Here is a 22,139-nt window from a genome sequence, read left to right on the forward strand (position 1 = left end):
TAGAATACCAATTTAAGTCTGTATATTTAGCAAGTTTTATTACATTTACAACAATGTGAAAAAACAGATAGATATAAACCCAAATAATTACAAAATAGCACATGGGATTTTTTGATTTCTTAACTGAAGAAATAGCTATAGACCTAGGAACAGCAAACACACTCATCATACATAACGATAAAGTTGTTGTAGACAGCCCATCCATAGTTGCCAGAGACCGTGTATCTGGAAAAATCATTGCCGTTGGAAAAGAAGCCAACATGATGCAAGGAAAAACACACGAAAACATCAAAACCATCCGCCCTTTAAAAGATGGGGTAATTGCCGATTTTGATGCCTCTGAGCAAATGATAAGTATGTTTATTAAAAACATTCCTGCGCTTAAAAAGAAGTTATTTTCTCCAGCCCTACGCATGGTGGTCTGTATCCCTTCAGGAATTACGGAAGTAGAAATGCGTGCGGTAAAGGAATCCTGTGAACGTGTTAACGGGAAAGAGGTCTATTTGATCCACGAGCCTATGGCGGCTGCTATTGGTATTGGGATTGACATCATGCAACCTAAAGGAAACATGATTGTGGATATAGGTGGTGGGACCACGGAGATCGCCGTGATTGCCTTAGGAGGTATTGTATGCGATAAATCAGTTAAAGTTGCGGGTGACGTATTTACAAACGACATCATTTATTACATGCGCACCCAACATAACCTTTACGTTGGAGAACGTACCGCTGAAAAAATAAAAATCCAAATAGGGGCTGCTACCGAAGACTTGGAATTACCTCCAGAAGATATGAGCGTTCAAGGACGTGACTTGCTAACGGGAAAACCAAAACAGGTACAAATTTCATTTAGAGAAATTGCCAAAGCTTTGGACAAATCCATTTTAAGGATTGAGGATTCTGTTATGGAAACCCTTTCGCAAACACCACCAGAATTGGCTGCCGATATTTATAACACCGGAATCTATTTAGCCGGTGGAGGAAGTATGCTACGTGGTTTGGACAAACGTTTATCACAAAAAACAGATTTACCAGTTTACATCGCCGAAGATCCCTTACGTGCTGTTGTAAGAGGAACAGGAATTACACTTAAAAACCTACCTAGATTCAAAAGTGTATTGATAAAATAAGTAATACCAAATGCAGCAAATCATAAACTTTGTTATACGCAACAAAATCGTGCTTTTGTTTTTGCTCTTATTTGGTATCTCGCTTGCTTTAACCATTCAGTCCCATTCCTACCATAAAAGTAAATTTATCAGTTCGGCCAATTTCTTTACCGGAGGCATTTACAAACAAGCCTACGGGATAGGTCAGTATTTCAATTTAAGGACGGAAAACGAACAGTTAGTGGAAGAAAACGTAAGATTAAAAACCTTACTGTACAATTCCAAAATTGCCGATACTACTCAAGAGTTTCAAAAGGACACCTCTTTTTATGGAGGCGTATTTCGTTTCATCCCTGCCAGGGTCTATAAAAACAGTTATTCGGCCACCAAAAACTACTTGATGCTCAACAAAGGGAAACGCGATGGTGTGCAACAGGATTATGGTGTTATTACTTCACAGGGCATTGTAGGAATTATTGAAAATACTTCCAATAAATACGCTACGGTACTATCAATTTTGAATACCAAGAGTAAGATTAACGCCCAGCTTAAAAACTCCAATCACATAGGCTCCTTGGTCTGGAACACCAAATCGCATTCCTTGGTGCAACTTATCGACATTTCCCAATTTGCTTCAATTGCAGTTGGCGATACCATTATTACAGGAGGGCAGTCTACTATTTTCCCTAAGGGCGTTCCCATTGGAACCATCGATGCCTTTACAACAGATATAAGTGGCGACACTTATACCATAGACGTAAAACTCTTTAACGACATGACCAATCTTGGCCATGTGTACATCATCGAGAATACCGATGCAGAAGAAATAAGAACCTTGGAACAATCGGTCGATGAATAACAGTACCATTTATACAATCTTACAATTTTTCACTTTGGTATTGGTCCAAGTATTGGTGCTCAACAACGTTAACTTTTTGGAGTACATCAACCCCTACCCTTACATCCTGTTCATATTGTTATTTCCGGTAAGAGCCAACAGGTCCCTTATTATATTTTTAAGTTTTCTATTAGGATTTATGGTAGATCTCTTTTCTGATTCGGGAGGCATTCATGCAGCGGCCTGTGTCACCTTGGCATTTATTCGTCCTACGATTTTAAAATTTTCATTTGGAATGGTTTACGAACACCAAAGTATCAAATTCAGCCAGGTTGAATTTGGAAGACGCTTGGTCTATTTTTCGATAGCTACCCTCATCCATCATTTCATTATGTTTTCTTTAGAAGTTTTTAACATTTCTAAAATAATTTTAATCCTGCAAAAGACGTTATTCTCAAGTATTTTTACTATAATACTAAGCCTATTGATTACGGTATTATTTAGCAGAAAACGTCGATGAGAAAACTATTACTTTTTTCAACGGTTCTCCTTGTTGGAATTATCTTTATTGCCCGGTTATTTTATCTCCAAGTCTACAATCAGACCGCCTATAACCTCCTTGAAGACAATGCCATTAGAAAGGTGTACGACTACCCCAAGAGAGGATATGTGTACGATAGAAATGGCACCCTCTTGGTGGCCAACCAGCCATCTTATGATGTGATGGTCATACCTCGTGAAGTAGAACCTCTGGATACGCTTGAGTTTTGCAATCTATTAAAAATTACCAAAGAAGATTTTACGAGGCTTTACGATAAAGCCTACCATTACTCACCTAGGCTCCCTTCGGTTTTTGTTCCTCAATTATCCAAAAAGGATTATGCCATCCTTCAAGAGAAAATGCGCAAGTTTGAAGGTTTTTATATCCAAAAACGCTCCTTGAGGGATTACCAAACTTCCATTGGGGCGAACGTATTGGGTGATATCGGAGAAGTGAACAACGCCATTATCAAAAAGCAACCCTATTACAAAATGGGAGACCTTATAGGAAAACAGGGCGTTGAAATTTCATATGAAGAAGTTTTACGCGGCGTAAAAGGAATCAAGTTCATACAGAAGGATCGTTTCAACAGAAATATTGGCCCTTACAAAGATGGTATTTATGATACCTTGCCCCAACCCGGAAAGGACATCACCATTACCATTGATGCCAAACTTCAGGAATATGGAGAGTTATTGATGAAACACAAGCGAGGCGGAATTATTGCCATAGAACCTAGCAGTGGTGAAATTTTGACCATGGTATCCGCACCTAGCTACAACCCCAATCTTTTGGTTGGTAGAGACCGTTCTAAAAATTTCACAAGACTGTACCGAGACACCTTGGCCAAGCCCTTATACGATCGCGGGCTCCAAGCTATGTATCCTCCTGGATCGCCGTTTAAGGTGCTGAATGCCCTTATTGGCCTACAAGAAGGCGTGGTAACTCCAAAAGACAGATTTACCTGCAATCATGGCTATCGCTATGGAAACAGGAAAATGGGCTGCCATGGACATTCAGGTATTGCTAATATGGACATTGGAATCTACAAATCCTGTAACACCTATTTTGCCAATGTGTATAGACGTATCATGGACAAATATGAAACGCCTGCCCAAGGCATGGATGTCTGGAGCAACCATATTAAAAGCTTTGGTTTAGGAGACTACTTAGGTTACGACCTTCGTATTGGTCAGCCCGGTAAAATACCGGATGCCTCTACATATGATAGGGCCTATGGAAAAAACCGCTGGTACACCACCTTTACCCTGTCCAATGCCATAGGTCAAGGAGAAGTATTGACCACCCCTATCCAATTGGCAAATATGGCGGCCGCCATTGGTAACCGAGGCTTCTATTATACGCCTCACATTATAAAAGAAATTGAAAACGATACAATAGACAGCAAATATCTAACCCGTCACAATACCACTATAGACAAGGTTCATTTTGAACCTGTCATTCAAGGGATGTTTGACGTATACAATAAAGGAACAGCCGAGTACTTGCAGGTTCCCGGCATAGAAATCTGTGGAAAAACAGGAACTGCGGAGAACTTTACCAAAATAGACGGAGTGAAAACTCAATTGACAGACCATTCCATTTTTGTAGCTTTTGCTCCAAAAGACGATCCTAAAATTGCCATTGCCGTATTTGTAGAAAACGGCTACTGGGGAAGTCGCTTTGCTGGGCGTATCGCTAGTTTAATGATTGAAAAATACCTGAGAGGCACTATTTCCCGAACCGATATGGAAAATTGGATTCTAACCCATAGTTTGGAAAACGAATACAACAAACCTTATTCTGGAGAACCATTCCAGATCAACGGGAAAACCACGCTTCAAGTCATTCCTAATTATCGAGACACCCCAAATATCAATACAACCAATTCTGAGACCCCGCTTCCATAGATAGAACCACTAACGCATGCACAGAGAACACATAGGATTACGATTTGACTGGATTACCATTATACTGTTTTTAATTTTGGTTGGATTTGGATGGATCAATATTATGTCGGCTTCGCACATGGGAGACATTACCAATTATTTTGATATGGACCAACCCTATGGCAAACAGTTAATGTTTATCATGATGACTTTGGCCCTTATTGTCATTATCCTCTCTATTGAAGCCAAGTTTTACGAACGCTTTGCCAGTGTTATATATTTGGTGTCCCTCATTTCCCTTGCAGGGCTATTTGTCTTTGGAAAAAATGTAAATGGCGCTACCTCGTGGTATGGCATTGGAGGCATGACCATCCAACCCAGTGAATTTGCCAAATTTGCAACTTCACTTGCAGTCGCTAAACATATCAGCGATTTGCAAACCAATATGAAATTCCTCAAGGACCAATTAAAAACCATTGCCATCATTTTTATCCCGGCACTATTGATTCTGCTGCAAAACGATGCTGGAAGTACCATTGTTTACGCCTCTTTCTTCTTTGTGTTTTACAGAGAAGGTCTGCAACAGATTTACCTCATCATTGGTGTGATTATTATGGTGTTATCGGTGCTTTCATTAAAATTTGGTGTATTGCCCACCTCACTATTCTCCGCACTCATTATATTAGGACTTTACTTCTTTAAGAAAAAGAAGCAAGTTTCATTCCTAATGCCCTTGACCATATTGGCACTTTGTATTGGCTTCTCCTTTGCCGTACGCAATTTTTATGACCATGTCCTAAAGGCACACCAAAAGGATCGTATCAGTCTTTGGTTACGTCTCGAAAAGGATCCGGATAAATTGCAGGAAATGAAAAAAACCATCCTCTACAACCTCAACGAATCTGAAAAAGCAATCAGTTCTGGAGGATTGACAGGAAAAGGTTTTTTACAGGGTACCCGAACTACTGGGAAATTTGTTCCAGAACAGCACACCGATTACATTTTTAGTACCGTTGGTGAAGAATGGGGCTTTTTAGGAACTACCATGGTGGTTGTTCTATTTGTGGCTCTCATAATGAGAGTCCTCTACCTTGCCGAAACCCAAAAAAGTCAATTTAGTAGGGTGTATGGTTATTGTGTAGCTTCCATTTTATTTGTGCATTTCACCATAAACACAGGAATGGTTATGGGACTGATTCCTACGGTTGGGATTCCCTTGCCATTTTTTAGTTACGGTGGTTCCGGTCTATGGGGCTTTACAATCCTGTTATTCATTTTCATTAAACTGGACTCCAACAAAATAAATGAGTGGTAATTTTTTATCTGTTCGTAAATCTCAATAAAAACAGGCTTTTTGTGAGGTAAACCAACACCCTCCAATTTTACAGCGTAATTACTGACATACAATTCTTTAGGGTTAATAAATCTTTTCGTACATTTATGTATCACCTTAAGAATCAATACAATGTCATTTATCAAAAAATCTTCACGAAGTGTCCTTATTGGAGGTTTGTTTTTTATGGTTCCTGCCCTAATTGTGATCATGTTATTTGGAAAGGCCTTGAAACTTATTTTGCCTTTAGCAAAAACACTATCCAATATTTTTGATCTTCATTCGGTATTTGGGACTGCGTCAGTGACCCTAATGAGCATTGTGTTGCTATTTCTTATTTGTGCTGCCGTGGGATTGTTTTTACAAAAGGGCTTTGTAACGAAATGGAGCCCACAAACAGAGCAGCGCCTCTTCTTTCATTTCCCCTCGTTTCAAATGCTTAAATACCGCCTTTTGGATGACTCCCAACTAGAAAACTCAGACCTATGGCAAGCTATTTTATTAAAAGAAGACCACCATTATACTATTGCATTTATTACAGACGATACACACCCCAATTATTTGGCTCTGTATTTACCCGATGCCCCAAAAATGGATGCGGGACAAATTAGATATGTATTGAAATCTGAATGCGAATACTTCCCCATTACTATGAAGCAAGCCATGAACGCCCTGCATGATTTTGGTAAATTTCCAGATTTCAACAAACTATTGCCTTCTGTTTCGTCCACAACTACACCTTAACCTATTAACTAGTAAATATTAAAATTCCATGACCCTCAAAATTTCACCCAACAATAAAAGTTTCTGTCTTCAAAGCTTATTAATAGGTATAGTTATACTGCTTAGTGGCTCTTTTAAATGTAAGTCCCAAGAAATCTATACAGATCCAACAACAAAAGATAGCATTATTGCCAACACCTACCCCTACGTATTGCCCGCTTGGGGCCAAAAGGTTCAAGAACGAGGCTTCGCGGACCAAATGCAGCTACCTTTTGGTCTTAATATTAATTACGTAAATGCCTTCGTTGATCTGGAAATTACAGAATTTGAGTTATTGCTTGGCAACAATACAGACTTGACAGGAATCATCAATACAGAAACCTTGAATTTCCAGGAAGTAAGTGGTACCACCAATGGCGTCAACTTTAGAGCCGATGCTTGGGTATTGCCCTTTTTAAACATTTACGCCCTATTTTCTACGGTAAAAGGAGGCACTAATGTGAGTTTACAGCCCACTTGGAAAGACAGCACGGGAGAAATCATGCTGCAACTCCCCCAGTTTTCATCGGAAGTAAAATTTGATGCCCTAGCCTATGGTGTAGGGACCACCTTGGTTTTTGGGTGGAATAGGTATTTCTCCAGTATCGATTTAAATTATTCCCGTACCGATACCGATTTACTAAAAGAACAAATTGGCTATTTAACCCTGTCTGCCCGTTTGGGCCATTCCTTCAGGCTGAGCCATCGAAAAAAAGACATGTTCATAGCCCCATACTTGGGAATGATGTACCGTGACTTTGTGGGATCCGATGGTAGCAGTGGGCAAATAAACCTTCATGAGGTTTTCCCAGACTTGGATGCCACTTTCAATGAAAGAATCACCAATAAAATTGCCGCTAACCAGGAACTAATAGACAACCCTACAACCCCTCCTGCCCAAAAATTAAAATTGCAAGCCCAAAACCAAGCACTTAACACCATTCAGGAGAGAGTTAACGATAGTGGCGTGTTTACTACGAGTTTTAATTATTTCATCAGGAAAGAACTGATTCAGTCCATCACCTTCCAATTTGGCTTCAATTTTCAACTGAATAAACATTGGATGCTTCGTGGAGAATATGGAGTGGCCGATTCCCAACGATTTTTAATGACCGGGCTCCAATACCGCTTCGGCATAAAAAAAAGATCTTATAAAGAACTCCTACAATAATGCGCCCAATTATGACTTAACCACAGCTTTGGATTTTAAAATGTAACGCTATGCACACAAAATTTCTTTTCGCCCTTCTTGCCATCCTACTTGTAATGACTGCACAAGGCCAACCAAAAGGCATTAAACGCTACATGGAAAAAAGGGAACAGAAAAAAGACAGTGCCATTGCTGAGGGCCGTCCCTTTATGAGCATTATTGCAGGTCCCGGTTATACTCCTGAAAATGGCCTGTTGGTGGGAGCAGGTATGATCTATACCTTTAAAACCAATCGAAAGGACAGCCTGATACAACGTTCTTCGGTGCCTTTTATGGGGTTTATTAGTACCAAAGGGAACTATGGCTTTAACTCCAACCTTAGAACCTTTTGGCTGGAAGATAAGCTTCGAGTAAATATATTGGCGAAATTTTCGGTAGCCAACGACAATTATTTTGGAGTTGGATTTTCGTCTATCAAACAATTGGAAGAGGGCGATTCCACCACGGCCTTCAAACGGCAGAAGTTCATTGTCAAACCGCTTATTATGTACCAACCCATAAAACACCTGTATGTGGGTGGTGGCTTCGATTTTAACTCCACAAAAGTTTTGGAAACCAACCCAGTCATGGCGGAAGATGCGTATTACAATCAATTTGGGCCAGATAATTTTAATTCCGGTTTAACCGTTACCGTGAATTACGACAGTAGAGACATCATCGTAAATCCATATAAAGGCTACTTCTTCAATTTTGCAGCCGGCTTCTACGGAGATTATTTGGGCGGTGACAACAAGTACAACATTTACGAACTCGACTTTAGGACCTACCACCAAATCCACCGACCGGGTAACACCATTGCCCTAAAACTATATGGCCGGTTTGGAAGTGGGGACATCCCTTATGAAGAACTCACCAAACTAGGAGGCGGTGATGGCTTGCGAGGCTATATTGAAGGTCATTACAGAGACCGTACGGGGCTTTATTTTCTAACAGAATGGCGGCATATGTTTTTAAAACAGGATGGAAACATGAGCAAACACGGGATGGTGACATGGTTGGGCTCTGGCACCATAGCCTATAACCCCGACAGTATTGAAGAGTGGATCCCCAACTTTGGAATTGGCTATCGTTTTGAGGTGCAACCTCGCATGAATGTCAGGATAGATTTTGGAATCGGAAGGGAATCTTCTGGCTTGTACTTTAATTTTACAGAGGCTTTTTAAACAGCTCACCCAAACAAAGCAACAAAAAACTTTATATATTTAATTATCAAGAATTTACACACAAAACATCTTGTTGTAATTCACATTTTTTAAGTAACTTTAAAATTCTAAAGTCCTTCAAAGACTTTGCCCCTCTTCTAGGCCTACTCGACTATTTTTCAATTGTAAACTTCCAATTATGAAAAACATACTTCTATTAGCATTAACGCTTGTTATCCTTCCACTGCACGGACATGCCCAATCAGCCAAGGACATTGACGCTGAAGCCGTCCGCGTTTTAGACCAAATGACGGATGTTATTAGTGAATTGACCTCATGCAGTGTCCATGTAAAAAACGCTATAGACAGCCTTAACGCCAAAAACAAGCTCGTCAAATATCACCGCACCAGTGATGTAAAGTTTTCGGGACCGGACAAATTACTCATACTAATGCAAGGAGACACAGGGCATAAAGGCTATTGGTACGATGGTTCTTTCCTTACCTACTACTCCTACGACGAAAACAATTATATCACCTTGGAGACGCCCAATACCACATTGGAAATGATCGATGCCATGCACAAACGCTTCGACTTCGAATTTCCAGGTGCAGACTTCTTCTACCCTCATTTTGTAGACGATATTTTAGACGAATTCCAATCTGTTAAATATAAAGGCAGTGCCAAGATCGATGGAGAGAACTGTGACCATGTTATTGCGGACAATGACAAAATGCAGGTTGAAATTTGGGTCTCTAAAGATGCCCCCAATATGCCCAAACGCTTTTTAATCACCCATAAAGATGAGCATAACCGCCAATACGAAAGTGTGTTTAGCAATTGGAACCTCAGCCCTGTCATTCCCGATGAAACCTTTGTTTTTACAGCTCCGGCCAATTCCAAACTTATTAGTGTCATGTCCAAATTATAACCTCACATTTCTATTATTATGAAACCATCTATATCAATATCTCCCAAAATAAAATCTTATTTAAGTGCCTTGGTTATGCTAATAGCACTAAGCTTGCCAACCACTGTATTGTCACAACGTCTCAGCCATCGCCCTGCAGGAGGAGGACGGTCTATGGCAAGAACCACACCTAGTCGCAGTCGCCCAGCCTCGACTCCAAAAGTCAATCGCTCCACGCGACCAACAACATCCAAGCCTACCATTAATGGAGGGCACACAACTACTAGACCTTCAACACGACCTAGCACCACTACCAAAACGCCCAACAAACCTACTACTACAAGGCCCACAACCAATAGGCCAAACACCTCAACAAACCGACCTACATCCAATGTAAAAAACCATACTACCAACAGACCTGGAAACAATAACGCTAACCGACCTGGAAATAACAACAATAACAGACCTGGGAATAATGCCAACCGTCCGGGGAATAACAATAACAGGCCAGGGAACAACAATAATAGGCCAGGGAATAACAACAATCGTCCTGGGGGCAACACCAATATTAATATTAACGTAAATAATAGGAACCATCACAATACCTATGTACGCCATAATTCTAGGCCATACCATAGACCGCCCCACCATTACGGAGGTCATTTTTATTACTCCTACCATCCTTACTATTACCATCCTTTCCGTCCTTTTTATTGGGGAAGCTATTGGCATCCTTGGGGCTATTTTGTGACTACCTTAGCCACCACTGCCATTGTGGTGAGTATTATCGACGCAGCCAGTGATGACAACGAAGAATACCACTATGACAATGGGACCTATTACCTAAAAACGGAGGAAGGTTTTGTAGCAGTTCAAGCACCTGTAGGCGCTCAAGTGCCCTCCATCCCACAAGAAGCGCAAACCGTCACGGTTAATAACACTAACAATTATTACTACGGAGGCGCCTTTTATGAAAAAAATGCCGACGGTTATGTGGTAGTACCAGCCACTGCAGGGACTATTGTACCAGGCCTACCGGAAGGTGGTGAAGAAGTAAAAATAGGAGACATTACCTATGTACAATATGGAGACACCTACTACCAACCCATACAAGTAGACGGGAAAAACATGTATGAAATCGTGGATGTTACCACAGAAGAAAAATAATACGATTGCTTCCATAAAAAATCGGTGGTTTCTTAATTGAAACCACCGATTTTTATTTTAAACGATACTATAGAAAAAAGGTTAGATACTATCCACAATTACTTTTACAGATTGACTGCTATCGGACTGCACTTCGAAAGCCTTTGGTAATTCCTGCAACGGAAAATGATGGCTCACTATAGGTGTCAAATCTACGATTCCCTTATCCATTAAATCGATAGCTTCCAAAAAATCCTCATCGGAGTAAAACAATGATCCTCTTATCTGCAGACGTTTGTATACCACATGGTTTGGACTGATGGTCATATCCTTGCTGTAAATGGCCAACACGGTCAATTTACCGTCTAGCGCTAGGAGCTCCATACATTGACCAAACAGGGCACTTACCCCAGAACATTCAAAAGCAGCCGTTAAATTGGGAAGATCCCCAGAATAATCCAAGGCCATCACAGTTCCAAAAAGCTCAGTCACCCTCTCCTTAAGGCTGCCATCCGTCTTCGGATTAAACGTGTATTTGGCTCCCAAAGTTTTGGCCAATTCCAAACGTTTCTCACTAATATCCGAAGCAATGATATTTTCCACACCCTTACTTTTCAGTCCTGCGATAGTAACCAAGCCTATGGTTCCACAACCAGATACCAAAACATTGTCTTTGGCAGTCAGCTGTGTTTTATTAATGGCCGCCAAGCCAATACAAAAAGGTTCCACCAAAGCCCCTTTTTCACTGGAAATGGTTTCCGGAATCACAAATACATTATGGTTGGCCTTGGCCTTATCTATTCTCACCAATTTGGCAAACCCACCGGGGCTTGGCCCCAATCCAACCCCATTGTACATAGGATTGACCACGACCCTATCGCCTACTTTTAAATCTTTTACGTCCTTACCAACTGCTACCAGTTCACCACAAAACTCATGTCCCAATACCGACCCTTTGGGAACGAGTCCTTCATGGTAAATGTGTAAATCGGTACCACAAATACCGGTCATTTCTACTTTTATAATGACGCTGTCATCTGTTAATTCCGGAACATCCTTATCCAGTACACGGATGTCATGGATGTCGTGAAATACCCCTGAAGGGTTTGCTTCTTTCATAATGGCTGTTTATTTATTGTTTTAACTTTTAATTCCAAACCAAAAACCACTTATGTTTTTGATTTTCATAAAGTTAACCAAATTGATGCAGATTTCTAAATAAATAGATTTTGTTGTTCAGTTGATAACATTAATCTTAATTTCATCTAGGTTCTTAGTTGCAAATTCACCCCAAAATACCCCATAGGTTTCCATAAGGTTACTATAGGGTTGATATGGGGATGCTATGGAGCAGCTATATAGTGTAATCATGGGAAAAATTAGTTCGCTTCGGAAGACAGTCAGATCATTATTATTTAGCATGAAGTGAAACGCAATGAAGAATTTATTGGAAAGCAAAGGGGTTCCTCTTTTGTCGGAATGACATAGACATCAATTTTTAAACACCATGAAATAAATTGTGACTTAGAAAAGCTATCTTTAAACTCAAATAATTCCTACAAACTCAAACTACCAATGAAATACCAACCAACCTTATTGATATTTTGCTTTCTATTCTGTCATTTAAATATGTATTGTCAAACCAACGATACTCTAAAAGAGCTTCTTTGGGAAAGTGTATCCCCTTGCTATGAGGCGCTGACTAGCGAATTGGATCCCCATGAAATTGAAAAGCTAAATGTATTTGAGCTTGAAGAGAACATCTACGATGTGAAGAATGGCTACATCCAATTAAACCTAAGCTACCCAACTTGTGGGTGTTACTGCAGCAATATTGCAGGTGCCTACAAACAACAGAACAAGGATTACACCCTATTGATTAATGAAGCTTGGAGCTGCTCCTCCGAAAGGCAACTACACTCTAACAGACCAATGGATCTAGTCCTTCCAAAAGGCTTTGGAATCAATACTTTTATACCAAGTTTGACCACTGAAAAATTACCATTGGATCAGGCTATCTTTTTCTTGAACCTCCATATCCCAAGAAAAGGAACAGAAACCAAAGTAACTCTGGAGCCAATTCCCTTTGGCATTAACTTTTTCTCCAATTCACCTCTTACTTATAAATACTCGGAGAGTGACAAGAGCCAAAACTTGAACGATATCCACTATCTAGCTTCTAAAATTAAAGACAAAAAAACTTTGGATTACTTGGCAGAATCCACCCATGATAGCATTGACCAAAATGATCTTGAACTCATCAATTCTTTGATTGACCCAAACCATACAAGCAAAGCCTTTCAAAGTCTAGACAAGCTTTCTGCACAATTAAGACAACTAAAATTCATCTTTTATCTCTACCATGCTATTGAATACAGAAGTCTCATTTTGGATTGGGACCAAGAAGCACAGCGCTTCTATATTAAAACACAAATCCCCAATACGGAAAAGATGGATTTTAGGTACTTTTTATTAAGAAATGACTATTGGCAAGGGCCAAGCTGCTAGGTGATATTCAGGTAGCATTAGCGTTGTAAGTTTCTGAAAATTTAATATCTTCAATCTTAAACTCCTAGGATTGAATTACTCATGAAACAGTTCATCATACTTCTTTTTTTATATTTTTCAATACAAAGCTGTCAAGACAATGGGCAAGTGAGCTCTATACATCCCGTGAATTGGAACAACAGAACCCTTCAGCATCCCTTAGGCGACTCCCTCACACATGGCAGCACTTACCTTTCTGTCTACTCCCAAATCTATAGCGAATCCGAACACCGTACCCACGACTTGACCGTCACCGTAAGCATGCGAAACACCAATACTGCAGATACGGTATTTATCAATAAGGCGGAGTATTTCAACACCAGGGGACATGCCATCAGGACGTATTTTGCTAGACCTATTTACATCGCGCCAATGGAAACCGTGGAAATTGTGATTGACGAACAGGACCAGGAAGGTGGCACGGGCGCCAATTTCCTTTTTGATTGGTTCATAAACCCCAACACCCATGAACCACTTTTTGAAAGCGTCATGATTTCCACATCAGGACAACAAGGCATTTCTTTCACTACTCAAGGCAAACGTATAGAATAGGGTTATTTTTCCCTTTATCCTTAGGAATCACAAAAGTGAAACGCCTCCACTTTTGCTATCTTTGTGCCATATTTTTCGCATCCTTTTAGAAGCTCAAAACATAATGGCATTAAAAAACACCATACAGAAGGAACTTAGCCAATTGGTAACCCTAAAGGATTCCACAAGAACTTGGCACACCCCAATGTTAACAGCACTTTGTGTTGGGTTTCCTTTATTGGTGGGCTTGTATGTTGACAACCTTCGCTATGCCCTTATTGCCTGTTTAAGCGGCTTGGTCATCCTTTACCTTCCCAGTTCCGGATCGTTTACCAATAGAATTACCACCCTGTTGGTAAGTTCATTTGGCTTTATGGTATCCTTTGCTTTGGGGCAGTTTTTTAGTTTTTCCCCCACGGTTTCGGTAATTGTATTTGGACTGTACTCTCTTATCGTGCATTGGATCATTCTCTACTATAAAACCGCTCCACCTAGGAGTTTCTTTTTTATCATGATCCTTTCCATTTCCATTTGCCAGCCCTTCAATTTAAGTACCATTCCTACCAAGGTTGGCCTGGTTGGTTTGGGCACCATGTTTTCCTGCACCTTGGGTTTGGCCTATATTTTATGGTTATCGGCCACCCAAAAAATAGCACCACAGAATGATCCAATACCCCTGCTAAAAAAGAACCCCTATGCCGATTTTTGGGAAGCCATCATCACCGGTGTCATCATGGCCATTTCCCTGGCCATCGGTTATTGGCTAAACCTTGAAAACCCGTATTGGATTCCCATTTCCTGTGGGGCCGTGATGCAAGGCGCCTCCCTTTATCATATTTGGCAGCGCACATTCCAACGTATTTTGGGCACTTTTTTAGGTTTGTGCCTTTGTTGGCTGTTGCTCCAGATAGCCAACACCCCTTTAATGCTTTGCCTGTTCATCATAGTGTTACAATTGATTGTGGAGTTGCTCATCATTAGAAATTATGCCATGGCCGTGATTTTCATTACGCCTTTGGCCATCTTTCTATCGGAAGCTGCCAACCCCATCATCAACGATCCCAATGCGCTTATTGCCCTTCGCTTTTGGGAAATCCTAATCGGTAGTGGTTTGGGAGCCCTTGGCGGTTGGTTGTTGCACAAGGAAAAAATACGCTATGCCAGCATTCGAGGGCTGAAAAAACTTGGCGACCAAATAGAACAGAATATTTCTTAAGGAAGAAAATTTGGTATCTTTAAGAATGCTAATCCATACAATAAACCAAAGCCCAAAACCTTCAATTCAAGTGACATTTTGAAAACATGTGGTATCGAGAATAGAGGGAAATGAAGCCTTTTGGATTCGATACAATGTTTCTCAATAGCTTTCGAAAAACTAGGCAACCTGATGATTCTTTTTATATAAATTTCAACTTGCGAAGCCATGCCACATAAAGACATTCAAAACTATAATGCACAGCAAAGCGAAACAGACCAAGCCATCTGTGATGTATTGGCAACCATTATTGATACGCAATTGCCAGAAGCCGAAAGCAAACTATGGCATGGACACCCTGTTTGGTTTTTGGAAGGCAACCCCATTGTAGGTTACAGCAAACAAAAGAAGGGATTGCGTCTGATGTTTTGGAGTGGTGCAGATTTTGAAGAACCCGATTTAAACATTCTAGGTGGCAAATTTAAAGACGCCTCCATTTTTTACAATGCCATAAACGACATCGATATTGAAGCTTTAAAACGCTGGTTGGAAACCTCCAAACGCATTCAATGGGATTATAAAAACATTGTAAAGCGTAAAGGACGATTGGAACGGCTGAAATAGCCCACTGGTTTGACAAGACATTGTCCTTCCATATTGATTTGAATCTCACCTTTCCCCATCACATTCCAAACTACTCCATAAGGACCTTGTTTCAAAATAAATACACCTCAGCTACAAAATCTACATTTTCAAAAATAACTACAGAAGTATTCCTTTTTAAACGTAGAATTCGTACATTAGTAACTGATTGATAGCGAATCAAATACCCCTAACTTTAACACTTTACCCATAGATAAAGGCAAGACCTTATCTGTGGTGCCAACAACAAATAAGTGCATAGATGTTGAGAGAGCTTTCTTATCAATCGTTCCCAAGCGGTTTTTCAGTTTTGGGATCCCACCCCAACCACCCTTGGTTGGTTTCTCCTTATGCGGTAATTACCCAGATTAAACAGCCCTCCCAATTGTTACAAATGCTATTTACAAATGGTTTTGACACCCTACAAAACCATGCTAGTTCTACAATTAAAAAACTTCTAAAGTCCAATTATAATACCATTAAATACATTTTATTATGAAGCACACTGCATACTTTTTAAAGATGCTAGGCATACTATTGCTACTGCCCTTATTAACCATAGCACAAGACAAACCCAACATTTTGATTATTTGGGGAGATGATGTGGGAATGTGGAATCTTAGCGCCTACCATCGCGGTATGATGGGAGGGTCTACACCTAATATTGATAAAATTGCCAATGAAGGGATGCTGTTTATGGACCATTATGCACAACCTTCCTGTACCGCCGGGCGAGCAGCTTTTATTACCGGACAATATCCCATTCGTGTAGGATTAGCCACAGTAGGTCTGCCAGGAGCTCCTCAAGGTATGAGTACCAAAGACCCAACATTAGCCACGTTACTAAAACCAATGGGTTATGCTACGGGACAATTTGGTAAAAATCATTTAGGAGATCGTGACGACCATTTACCTACCAATCATGGTTTTGATGAATTCTTTGGTATTCTATACCATTTAAACGCCGGGGAATACACCGAACTTTACGACTTCCCAAAAGACCCGGAAGTCGCTAAACAATTTGCGCAACGCGGGGTTATTCATTCCTGGGCGCAATCAAACGGCAGCCAAAAAATAGAAGACAAAGGCGAATTTGGAGCAGAGCGTCAAAAAACATTGGATTGGGAAATTTTAAAAGAATCCAAACGCTTTATCACAGATGCAGTAAAAGCAGACAAGCCATTTTTTGTTTGGCATAACCTAACCCGTATGCACATGCATACCCACCTTTCTGAAAAATACGATGGTGTTACCGGCTATGGATTGTACGCTGATGGCGTAAAGGAAATGGACGACATTGTTGGAGAACTTCTCAGCTTATTGGAAGAATTGAATGTTGATGACAACACCATTGTAATGTTCTCTACAGATAACGGGGCCTATAGCTATGTTTGGCCTGATGGTGGTAACCATCCGTTTCGTGGAGAAAAAGGTGTAGGTGGTTATGAAGGCGGTTTTAAAGTTCCCGTGATGGTAAAATGGCCAGGCGTCATTCCCCCTGGTACCACTACTGGTGAATTTATGACTATGGAGGATTGGGTGCCAACAATCATGTCGCAATTGGGAGAACCTAACCTTAAAGACAACATGCTTAAAAGTTACAAAGCAGGAAACAGAAGCTACGAAAAAATTCATTTGGACGGCTATGACCAAACAGCCCTAATTACAAACACGGGCCCATCCAAGCGGAAAGAGTTCTTTTATTTCACAGAAACCACGCTTCATGGAGTCCGCTATGGAGACTACAAATTTTTATTCAAAAAACAAGACAAATGGTTTAATGGTGTACAACAAGATATGGTTACCCCTATTGTTGTGAACTTAAAATTAGACCCCTTTGAACGCTTCATTGATTCTCGAGGCTATAATGAATGGTTGGAAGATCGAGCATGGACTTATGCCCCTGCTTTTGGAAAAATAAGTGAGTTTATGGAGTCTCTAAAAGAATACCCGCCTCGAATGAAAAGTATGGAGTTCGATATTGATGAAGAGCTTAGAAAATTAACTCCCACTAGCAAAAACTAGATAACATATAAGCAAAACAACTTGGAGCTTGAAAAACGAACAGTATTCCAGTTCCTTTTCACCTTAAAAACAATCATGTTATGCACCTTTTTAAAATCCTTCCATTAGCCTTATGTTTCTTTGTAATTACAGCATTCACAGCAGACGTTACAACAGCTCTTTCCAATGCCGAAACCGTTGCTCAAAAAGACCCGCTACCCTCTTGGAATGACGGAGCCTCTAAAAAGGCTATCATAGCATTTGTTAGCAATGCCACCAATAGCAAAAGCTCCCAGTTTATTCCTGTGGAAGATCGCATTGCCACTTTCGACAATGACGGCACCCTATGGAGTGAGCAACCTGCCTATTTTCAATTGTTTTTTGCCATAGATCGTGTAAAAGCCATGGCGAAGGACCATCCTGAATGGAAAACCCAACAACCTTATAAAGCTGTTTTGGAAAATGATATGGAAGCCCTAAAACAAAGTGGCATGAAGGGCATTTTACAAATAGTTGCGACCACGCATACAGGCATGACCGTTGAAGAATTTGATGCTGTGGTAAAGTCATGGGCAAGCACTGCCAAACATCCTACCAAAAATGTGCCCTACACCGATATGGTGTTTCAACCCATGCTCGAATTGTTGCACTATTTAAGAGCCAACCAGTTTAAAACCTACATCGTTTCGGGTGGCGGTGTCAACTTTATGAGAGCCTTTTTACCCAGCATTTATGGTATTCCAGAAGAACAAATTATAGGTACTCGATTTAAGACCGAGTGGACTAATGACGGCAATAAACCATCTATTAAAGTCTTACCCGAGATGGACTTTATTGATGACAAAGAAGGGAAACCTCTGAACATTCAAAAAATCATAGGAAAAAAACCGGTGTTTGCCGCAGGGAATTCCGATGGGGATTTGCAAATGCTGCAATGGACAGCCTCCAACAAACTGAACAGTTTTATGCTCTATGTACACCACACCGATGCCGAGCGCGAATGGGCCTACGACAGAGGATCACATATTGGTGGTTTGGACAAAGGATTGGATGAAGCTACCAAACGTGGCTGGACCTTAGTGGACATGAAAAAGGACTGGAAAGTGATTTATCCAAGATATCAATAACCAAACATCATCAATCAAAAATGGCTATTAAATTAATTAGTAATATATAAACCAGGGAATTATGAGCAATTTTTCAAAAAAAAGGACCATACTCTCAATGCTGCTCGTAATGCCGCTATTAGGATGGAGTCAAGGAACTGCAAGTTCAACTAAAGCTACCGAGAACGCTTTAGCCAAAGTTGCTAAAATGGATAATCCTGTTGTAGATATCCCTAGTACCGATGAAAACCAGAAACTAGGCGACTACTATGGTGCCAATGCCAAAGCAATTTTGGCATACGAATGGGGCTATGCCCTAGTACGTATGGAATCTATAATGAGAGAATACGTTAACGTACCTAATCCAAAACCCGCTACCAGTTACAGAGCCCCCCTAAACCAAATGGGGTGGGCCACTGAATTGCCTACGGCAAAAGATACCGATATGCCCTCCGCCAACAGAGATACATACTATATGAGTGCCGTAGTAGATTTAACTGAACCCTATGTTGTTTCTGTACCGGACACACATGATCGTTATTATGTGATCAATGTGTTTGATATGTACCAAAATTTATCGGCTTATATTGGAAGAAGAGAAACCGGAACCAAAGCTGGAAATTATGCAATTGTTCCTCCTGGTTGGGAAGGAACACTACCTACAAGCATTAATAAAACTATCCATGTAAAAACTCCAAAAGTATGGTTATGGGGACGATTACGCATAGAACAAGGAGAAGATACAGCTCCCGTAATAGCGCTCCAAAAGGATTTTAAACTACAAACTCTCAATGAGTTTAAAGGAGGTACAAGCCCAAATAAAACAACTAACTTACCCAAAATGCCTACGTATCCTAAAACAGATCCTTTAGCCTTTTACAAACAACTAGCATGGGCAATGACTCAAAATCCAGTTATAGATGTGGACAAAGCACTGGTAGGACAATTTGAGTCCATAGGCCTATCTCCTGGAAAATTTGACGAAAGTGTGCTTAATGACATTCAAAAAAAGGCACTCTATGATGCAACCCTGCAGGCCCCACTTTCTATTATGGCATCTATAAAAACAAGTTCTTATGTGAAAAACGGTTGGAATTTTGTTACCAAACTGAGCGACTTTGGTTGGGATTACACCTTACGTTCTATGATTGCAGGTCCCTATTTAGGAGGAAACGGGGCCGAAGAAGCCCTATATCCTGTTCGATATACGGACTCTGAAGGAAACACCCTAGATGGAAATAACACCTATAAAATTCATTTTAAAGAAGAACCTCCTGTAGATGCCTTTTGGTCCCTTACGCTTTGGAACGCCAAAACTAAAATGTTTGTAGACAACCCATTAAATCGTTACAAAATGAGTCCGGACATCGAGGGATTCAAAAAAAATGCCGACGGCTCTTTCGATATTACAATTTCGAACCAACAACCCGAAAACACAGACAATTGGATCCCTGCTAATAAAGGGCCTTTCTATATCATTCTGAGGTTATACCAACCGCAACAGATTGTTTTAGATGAAAATTATGATATCCCAGATGTAAAAAAAATATAAAATCGACATTAATAATTTAAAAACCAGAAATATGAGCATTTTTTTTCGCAAGAAGACCATTCTCCCAATACTGCTATTACTGCCGGTATTGGTATGGAGTCAACAAAAGCCAAATATTTTAGTAATATGGGGAGATGATGTGGGTTGGCAAAACGTAAGTGCCTATGGTATGGGCACCATGGGCTACACCACGCCCAACATTGACAAAATTGGAAATGAAGGGATTAAGTTTACCGACCACTATGCACAGCCTAGCTGTACGGCCGGTAGAGCGTCCTTTATCACTGGACAATATCCTATACGAAGTGGAATGACTACCGTAGGTCAACCTGGTGATGTCCTTGGACTTCAAGCAGCTTCTCCTTGTTTGGCAGAAGTATTGAAAGCCGAAGGTTACGCAACGGGACACTTTGGTAAAAACCACTTAGGCGACCGTAACGAACACTTGCCAACAGCCCATGGCTTTGATGAATTTTATGGCAACCTGTATCACTTGAATACTCAAGAAGAATCTGAACAGCGCGATTACCAAAACTTCGCCAAAGCCTATTCTGGTAATTTGGAAGACTATGAAAAGAAATTTGGAACCCGTGGGGTAATTCATTCTTGGGCTACCGATAAAATGGACAATACAGATGATCCTCGTTTTGGTAAAGTTGGCAAACAACGTATTACAGATACCGGACCATTAACCCAAGAGCGCATGAAGAATTTTGATGCTGGGGAAGTGATTCCTAAGGCTGAAGATTTTATGAAACGTGCCAAAGCCGATGGCAAACCATTTTTTGTGTGGCTGAACACTTCCAGAATGCACCTCTATACCCGTTTAAATGACGAATGGCGCTATGCGGCTGAAAACTATACTTCCGAAGCCGATTTATATGGTAGTGGAATGTTACAACACGACCATGATGTAGGTTTGGTTTTAGACTTCTTAAAAGCTAATGGCATGGATCAAAACACCATTATTTGGTATTCTACCGATAACGGTCCAGAGCACAATTCATGGCCACATGGAGGGACTACCCCGTTCCGCGGCGAAAAAATGGGAACCACCGAAGGTGGTGTAAGAGTACCCAGTATGATTATGTGGCCTGGCGTCCTACAACCTGGACAGGTTAAAAATGGGATCCAAGCCCATATGGATATGTTCACCTCCTTGGCTGCTGCTGCTGGAGTTCCAAATGCTGCCGAACGTTTGATGAAAGAGAAAAAACAATACATCGATGGGGTTAACAACCTGCCGTACTGGAAAGGCCAAAGTGAAAAATCGGCTAGGGACATGTTCTACTATTACTACGAAAGCAAGCTTAATGCCGTGCGGATGGGCCCTTGGAAATTCCACTTCATCTATAAGGAAACTTACTATGGAACTGCCGAAGCGAGAACGGCCCCTTTAATTTTCAATTTAAGGATGGACCCCTTTGAAAGCTATGATACCGAAGATGCCTATGGACACCTTATGCAAAAGGTTTCTTGGTTGATGGCTCCCATGGGAGAGCAGATGAACGCCCATATCAAAACCTTGATAGACTACCCTCCTGTTCAGGGTGGTAAGAGTTTTGATATGTCTTCTGTAATGGATAATGTCGTCAAGAAAGGACGTGATTAGTTCTTAGTTAATAAAAACAATGCTAAAACAAATGGCCATGAGGCAACCTCCAAAATACACGGAGGTTGCC

21 protein-coding genes are annotated in these 22,139 nt (G+C 40.7%); 19 read left to right on the forward strand and 2 right to left on the reverse strand.

The genetic code is table 11. The features are described 5' to 3' along the window. Positions 1-101 precede the first annotated feature (101 nt). The 10 genes from ZA05_RS01775 to ZA05_RS17975 all read left to right on the forward strand — a co-directional run bounded on the left by ZA05_RS01775 (position 102) and on the right by ZA05_RS17975 (position 10,901). Positions 102-1,130 carry a rod shape-determining protein gene (locus tag ZA05_RS01775; protein ID WP_053990142.1) on the forward strand — a complete coding sequence of 343 codons (1,029 nt, stop codon included), beginning with the start codon at positions 102-104 and terminating at the stop codon, positions 1,128-1,130. A gap of 49 nt (positions 1,131-1,179) precedes the next feature. Next, the gene (mreC, locus tag ZA05_RS01780) at positions 1,180-1,968 is read left to right on the forward strand and encodes a rod shape-determining protein MreC (RefSeq protein ID WP_369793831.1); all 789 of its coding nucleotides are present in this window, start codon (positions 1,180-1,182) and stop codon (positions 1,966-1,968) included. Next, positions 1,961-2,467 carry a hypothetical protein gene (locus ZA05_RS01785; RefSeq protein ID WP_053990144.1) on the forward strand — a complete coding sequence of 169 codons (507 nt, stop codon included), beginning with the start codon at positions 1,961-1,963 and terminating at the stop codon, positions 2,465-2,467. Before mreC ends, ZA05_RS01785 begins: the two co-directional genes overlap by 8 nt. Continuing rightward, complete coding sequence (gene mrdA, locus ZA05_RS01790; protein WP_053990145.1) at positions 2,464-4,398, forward strand: penicillin-binding protein 2; 1,935 nt, start codon at positions 2,464-2,466, stop codon at positions 4,396-4,398. The genes ZA05_RS01785 and mrdA overlap by 4 nt, the downstream gene beginning before the upstream one ends. Before the next feature lie 16 nt (positions 4,399-4,414). Continuing rightward, positions 4,415-5,692, forward strand: coding sequence for a rod shape-determining protein RodA (gene rodA / locus ZA05_RS01795; RefSeq protein WP_053990146.1), 1,278 nt, complete (start codon positions 4,415-4,417; stop codon positions 5,690-5,692). Positions 5,693-5,842: 150 nt separating this feature from the next. Beyond that, complete coding sequence (locus ZA05_RS01800; protein WP_053990147.1) at positions 5,843-6,454, forward strand: hypothetical protein; 612 nt, start codon at positions 5,843-5,845, stop codon at positions 6,452-6,454. Between the two features lie 28 nt (positions 6,455-6,482). Further along, positions 6,483-7,643, forward strand: a complete 1,161-nt coding sequence (locus tag ZA05_RS01805) for a hypothetical protein (protein ID WP_053990148.1) — start codon at positions 6,483-6,485, stop codon at positions 7,641-7,643. A 50-nt stretch (positions 7,644-7,693) separates the two neighbouring features. Further along, the gene (locus tag ZA05_RS01810) at positions 7,694-8,845 is read left to right on the forward strand and encodes a BamA/TamA family outer membrane protein (RefSeq protein ID WP_082333639.1); all 1,152 of its coding nucleotides are present in this window, start codon (positions 7,694-7,696) and stop codon (positions 8,843-8,845) included. Between the two features lie 178 nt (positions 8,846-9,023). After that, the gene (locus tag ZA05_RS01815) at positions 9,024-9,755 is read left to right on the forward strand and encodes a DUF2092 domain-containing protein (protein WP_053990150.1); all 732 of its coding nucleotides are present in this window, start codon (positions 9,024-9,026) and stop codon (positions 9,753-9,755) included. 18 nt (positions 9,756-9,773) lie between these two features. Continuing rightward, positions 9,774-10,901 carry a DUF6515 family protein gene (locus ZA05_RS17975; protein ID WP_082333640.1) on the forward strand — a complete coding sequence of 376 codons (1,128 nt, stop codon included), beginning with the start codon at positions 9,774-9,776 and terminating at the stop codon, positions 10,899-10,901. Positions 10,902-10,982: 81 nt separating this feature from the next. On the opposite strand, the gene ZA05_RS01830 is transcribed toward ZA05_RS17975, so the two are convergent. After that, positions 10,983-11,999, reverse strand: coding sequence for a zinc-binding dehydrogenase (locus tag ZA05_RS01830; RefSeq protein WP_053990153.1), 1,017 nt, complete (start codon positions 11,997-11,999; stop codon positions 10,983-10,985). A 117-nt stretch (positions 12,000-12,116) separates the two neighbouring features. Further along, the gene (locus ZA05_RS18525) at positions 12,117-12,251 is read right to left on the reverse strand and encodes a hypothetical protein (protein ID WP_255350049.1); all 135 of its coding nucleotides are present in this window, start codon (positions 12,249-12,251) and stop codon (positions 12,117-12,119) included. A gap of 204 nt (positions 12,252-12,455) precedes the next feature. Between ZA05_RS18525 and ZA05_RS01840 the strand changes: the two genes are divergently transcribed. The 9 genes from ZA05_RS01840 to ZA05_RS01885 all read left to right on the forward strand — a co-directional run bounded on the left by ZA05_RS01840 (position 12,456) and on the right by ZA05_RS01885 (position 22,069). Further along, on the forward strand, positions 12,456-13,388 hold the full coding sequence (locus tag ZA05_RS01840; RefSeq protein ID WP_197276035.1) for a hypothetical protein: 933 nt from the start codon (positions 12,456-12,458) through the stop codon (positions 13,386-13,388). 147 nt (positions 13,389-13,535) lie between these two features. Continuing rightward, complete coding sequence (locus ZA05_RS01845; RefSeq protein ID WP_369793829.1) at positions 13,536-13,979, forward strand: DUF3124 domain-containing protein; 444 nt, start codon at positions 13,536-13,538, stop codon at positions 13,977-13,979. Positions 13,980-14,082: 103 nt separating this feature from the next. Beyond that, a complete protein-coding gene (locus tag ZA05_RS01850) occupies positions 14,083-15,174 on the forward strand; it encodes an FUSC family protein (RefSeq protein ID WP_053990157.1) in 1,092 nt (363 codons plus the stop codon). Between the two features lie 207 nt (positions 15,175-15,381). Beyond that, positions 15,382-15,777 carry a DUF1801 domain-containing protein gene (locus tag ZA05_RS01860; protein WP_053990159.1) on the forward strand — a complete coding sequence of 132 codons (396 nt, stop codon included), beginning with the start codon at positions 15,382-15,384 and terminating at the stop codon, positions 15,775-15,777. 280 nt (positions 15,778-16,057) lie between these two features. Then, complete coding sequence (locus ZA05_RS01865; protein WP_053990160.1) at positions 16,058-16,294, forward strand: hypothetical protein; 237 nt, start codon at positions 16,058-16,060, stop codon at positions 16,292-16,294. Further along, positions 16,291-17,820 carry an arylsulfatase gene (locus ZA05_RS01870; RefSeq protein WP_082333641.1) on the forward strand — a complete coding sequence of 510 codons (1,530 nt, stop codon included), beginning with the start codon at positions 16,291-16,293 and terminating at the stop codon, positions 17,818-17,820. Before ZA05_RS01865 ends, ZA05_RS01870 begins: the two co-directional genes overlap by 4 nt. An 80-nt stretch (positions 17,821-17,900) precedes the next feature. After that, on the forward strand, positions 17,901-18,926 hold the full coding sequence (locus ZA05_RS01875) for an HAD family phosphatase (RefSeq protein ID WP_053990161.1): 1,026 nt from the start codon (positions 17,901-17,903) through the stop codon (positions 18,924-18,926). A 61-nt stretch (positions 18,927-18,987) separates the two neighbouring features. Next, complete coding sequence (locus tag ZA05_RS01880) at positions 18,988-20,457, forward strand: DUF1254 domain-containing protein (protein WP_082333642.1); 1,470 nt, start codon at positions 18,988-18,990, stop codon at positions 20,455-20,457. Between the two features lie 31 nt (positions 20,458-20,488). Next, positions 20,489-22,069 (forward strand): arylsulfatase, encoded by a 1,581-nt coding sequence (locus tag ZA05_RS01885; RefSeq protein ID WP_082333643.1) that lies wholly within the window; start codon positions 20,489-20,491, stop codon positions 22,067-22,069. The last annotated feature ends 70 nt before the right edge of the window (positions 22,070-22,139 follow it).

Origin of the sequence: Mangrovimonas sp. TPBH4 (assembly GCF_001280505.1) — a bacterium.
In the GTDB taxonomy this organism is placed as follows: Bacteria; Bacteroidota; Bacteroidia; order Flavobacteriales; family Flavobacteriaceae; genus Mangrovimonas_A.

What these genes read in the sequence shown, in the direction of transcription:
- ZA05_RS01850 (WP_053990157.1), top strand. Translation starts at nt 14,083, where the DNA reads ATGGCATTAAAAAACACCATACAGAAGGAACTTAGCCAATTGGTAACC.
- ZA05_RS01810 (WP_082333639.1), top strand. Translation starts at nt 7,694, where the DNA reads ATGCACACAAAATTTCTTTTCGCCCTTCTTGCCATCCTACTTGTAATG.
- ZA05_RS01775 (WP_053990142.1), top strand. Translation starts at nt 102, where the DNA reads ATGGGATTTTTTGATTTCTTAACTGAAGAAATAGCTATAGACCTAGGA.
- ZA05_RS01815 (WP_053990150.1), top strand. Translation starts at nt 9,024, where the DNA reads ATGAAAAACATACTTCTATTAGCATTAACGCTTGTTATCCTTCCACTG.
- ZA05_RS01860 (WP_053990159.1), top strand. Translation starts at nt 15,382, where the DNA reads ATGCCACATAAAGACATTCAAAACTATAATGCACAGCAAAGCGAAACA.
- ZA05_RS01785 (WP_053990144.1), top strand. Translation starts at nt 1,961, where the DNA reads ATGAATAACAGTACCATTTATACAATCTTACAATTTTTCACTTTGGTA.
- ZA05_RS01800 (WP_053990147.1), top strand. Translation starts at nt 5,843, where the DNA reads ATGTCATTTATCAAAAAATCTTCACGAAGTGTCCTTATTGGAGGTTTG.
- ZA05_RS18525 (WP_255350049.1), bottom strand. Translation starts at nt 12,251, where the DNA reads ATGATTACACTATATAGCTGCTCCATAGCATCCCCATATCAACCCTAT.
- ZA05_RS01865 (WP_053990160.1), top strand. Translation starts at nt 16,058, where the DNA reads ATGTTGAGAGAGCTTTCTTATCAATCGTTCCCAAGCGGTTTTTCAGTT.
- ZA05_RS01875 (WP_053990161.1), top strand. Translation starts at nt 17,901, where the DNA reads ATGCACCTTTTTAAAATCCTTCCATTAGCCTTATGTTTCTTTGTAATT.
- ZA05_RS01830 (WP_053990153.1), bottom strand. Translation starts at nt 11,999, where the DNA reads ATGAAAGAAGCAAACCCTTCAGGGGTATTTCACGACATCCATGACATC.
- ZA05_RS01880 (WP_082333642.1), top strand. Translation starts at nt 18,988, where the DNA reads ATGAGCAATTTTTCAAAAAAAAGGACCATACTCTCAATGCTGCTCGTA.
- ZA05_RS01885 (WP_082333643.1), top strand. Translation starts at nt 20,489, where the DNA reads ATGAGCATTTTTTTTCGCAAGAAGACCATTCTCCCAATACTGCTATTA.
- mrdA (WP_053990145.1), top strand. Translation starts at nt 2,464, where the DNA reads ATGAGAAAACTATTACTTTTTTCAACGGTTCTCCTTGTTGGAATTATC.
- ZA05_RS01805 (WP_053990148.1), top strand. Translation starts at nt 6,483, where the DNA reads ATGACCCTCAAAATTTCACCCAACAATAAAAGTTTCTGTCTTCAAAGC.
- ZA05_RS17975 (WP_082333640.1), top strand. Translation starts at nt 9,774, where the DNA reads ATGAAACCATCTATATCAATATCTCCCAAAATAAAATCTTATTTAAGT.
- rodA (WP_053990146.1), top strand. Translation starts at nt 4,415, where the DNA reads ATGCACAGAGAACACATAGGATTACGATTTGACTGGATTACCATTATA.
- ZA05_RS01870 (WP_082333641.1), top strand. Translation starts at nt 16,291, where the DNA reads ATGAAGCACACTGCATACTTTTTAAAGATGCTAGGCATACTATTGCTA.
- ZA05_RS01840 (WP_197276035.1), top strand. Translation starts at nt 12,456, where the DNA reads ATGAAATACCAACCAACCTTATTGATATTTTGCTTTCTATTCTGTCAT.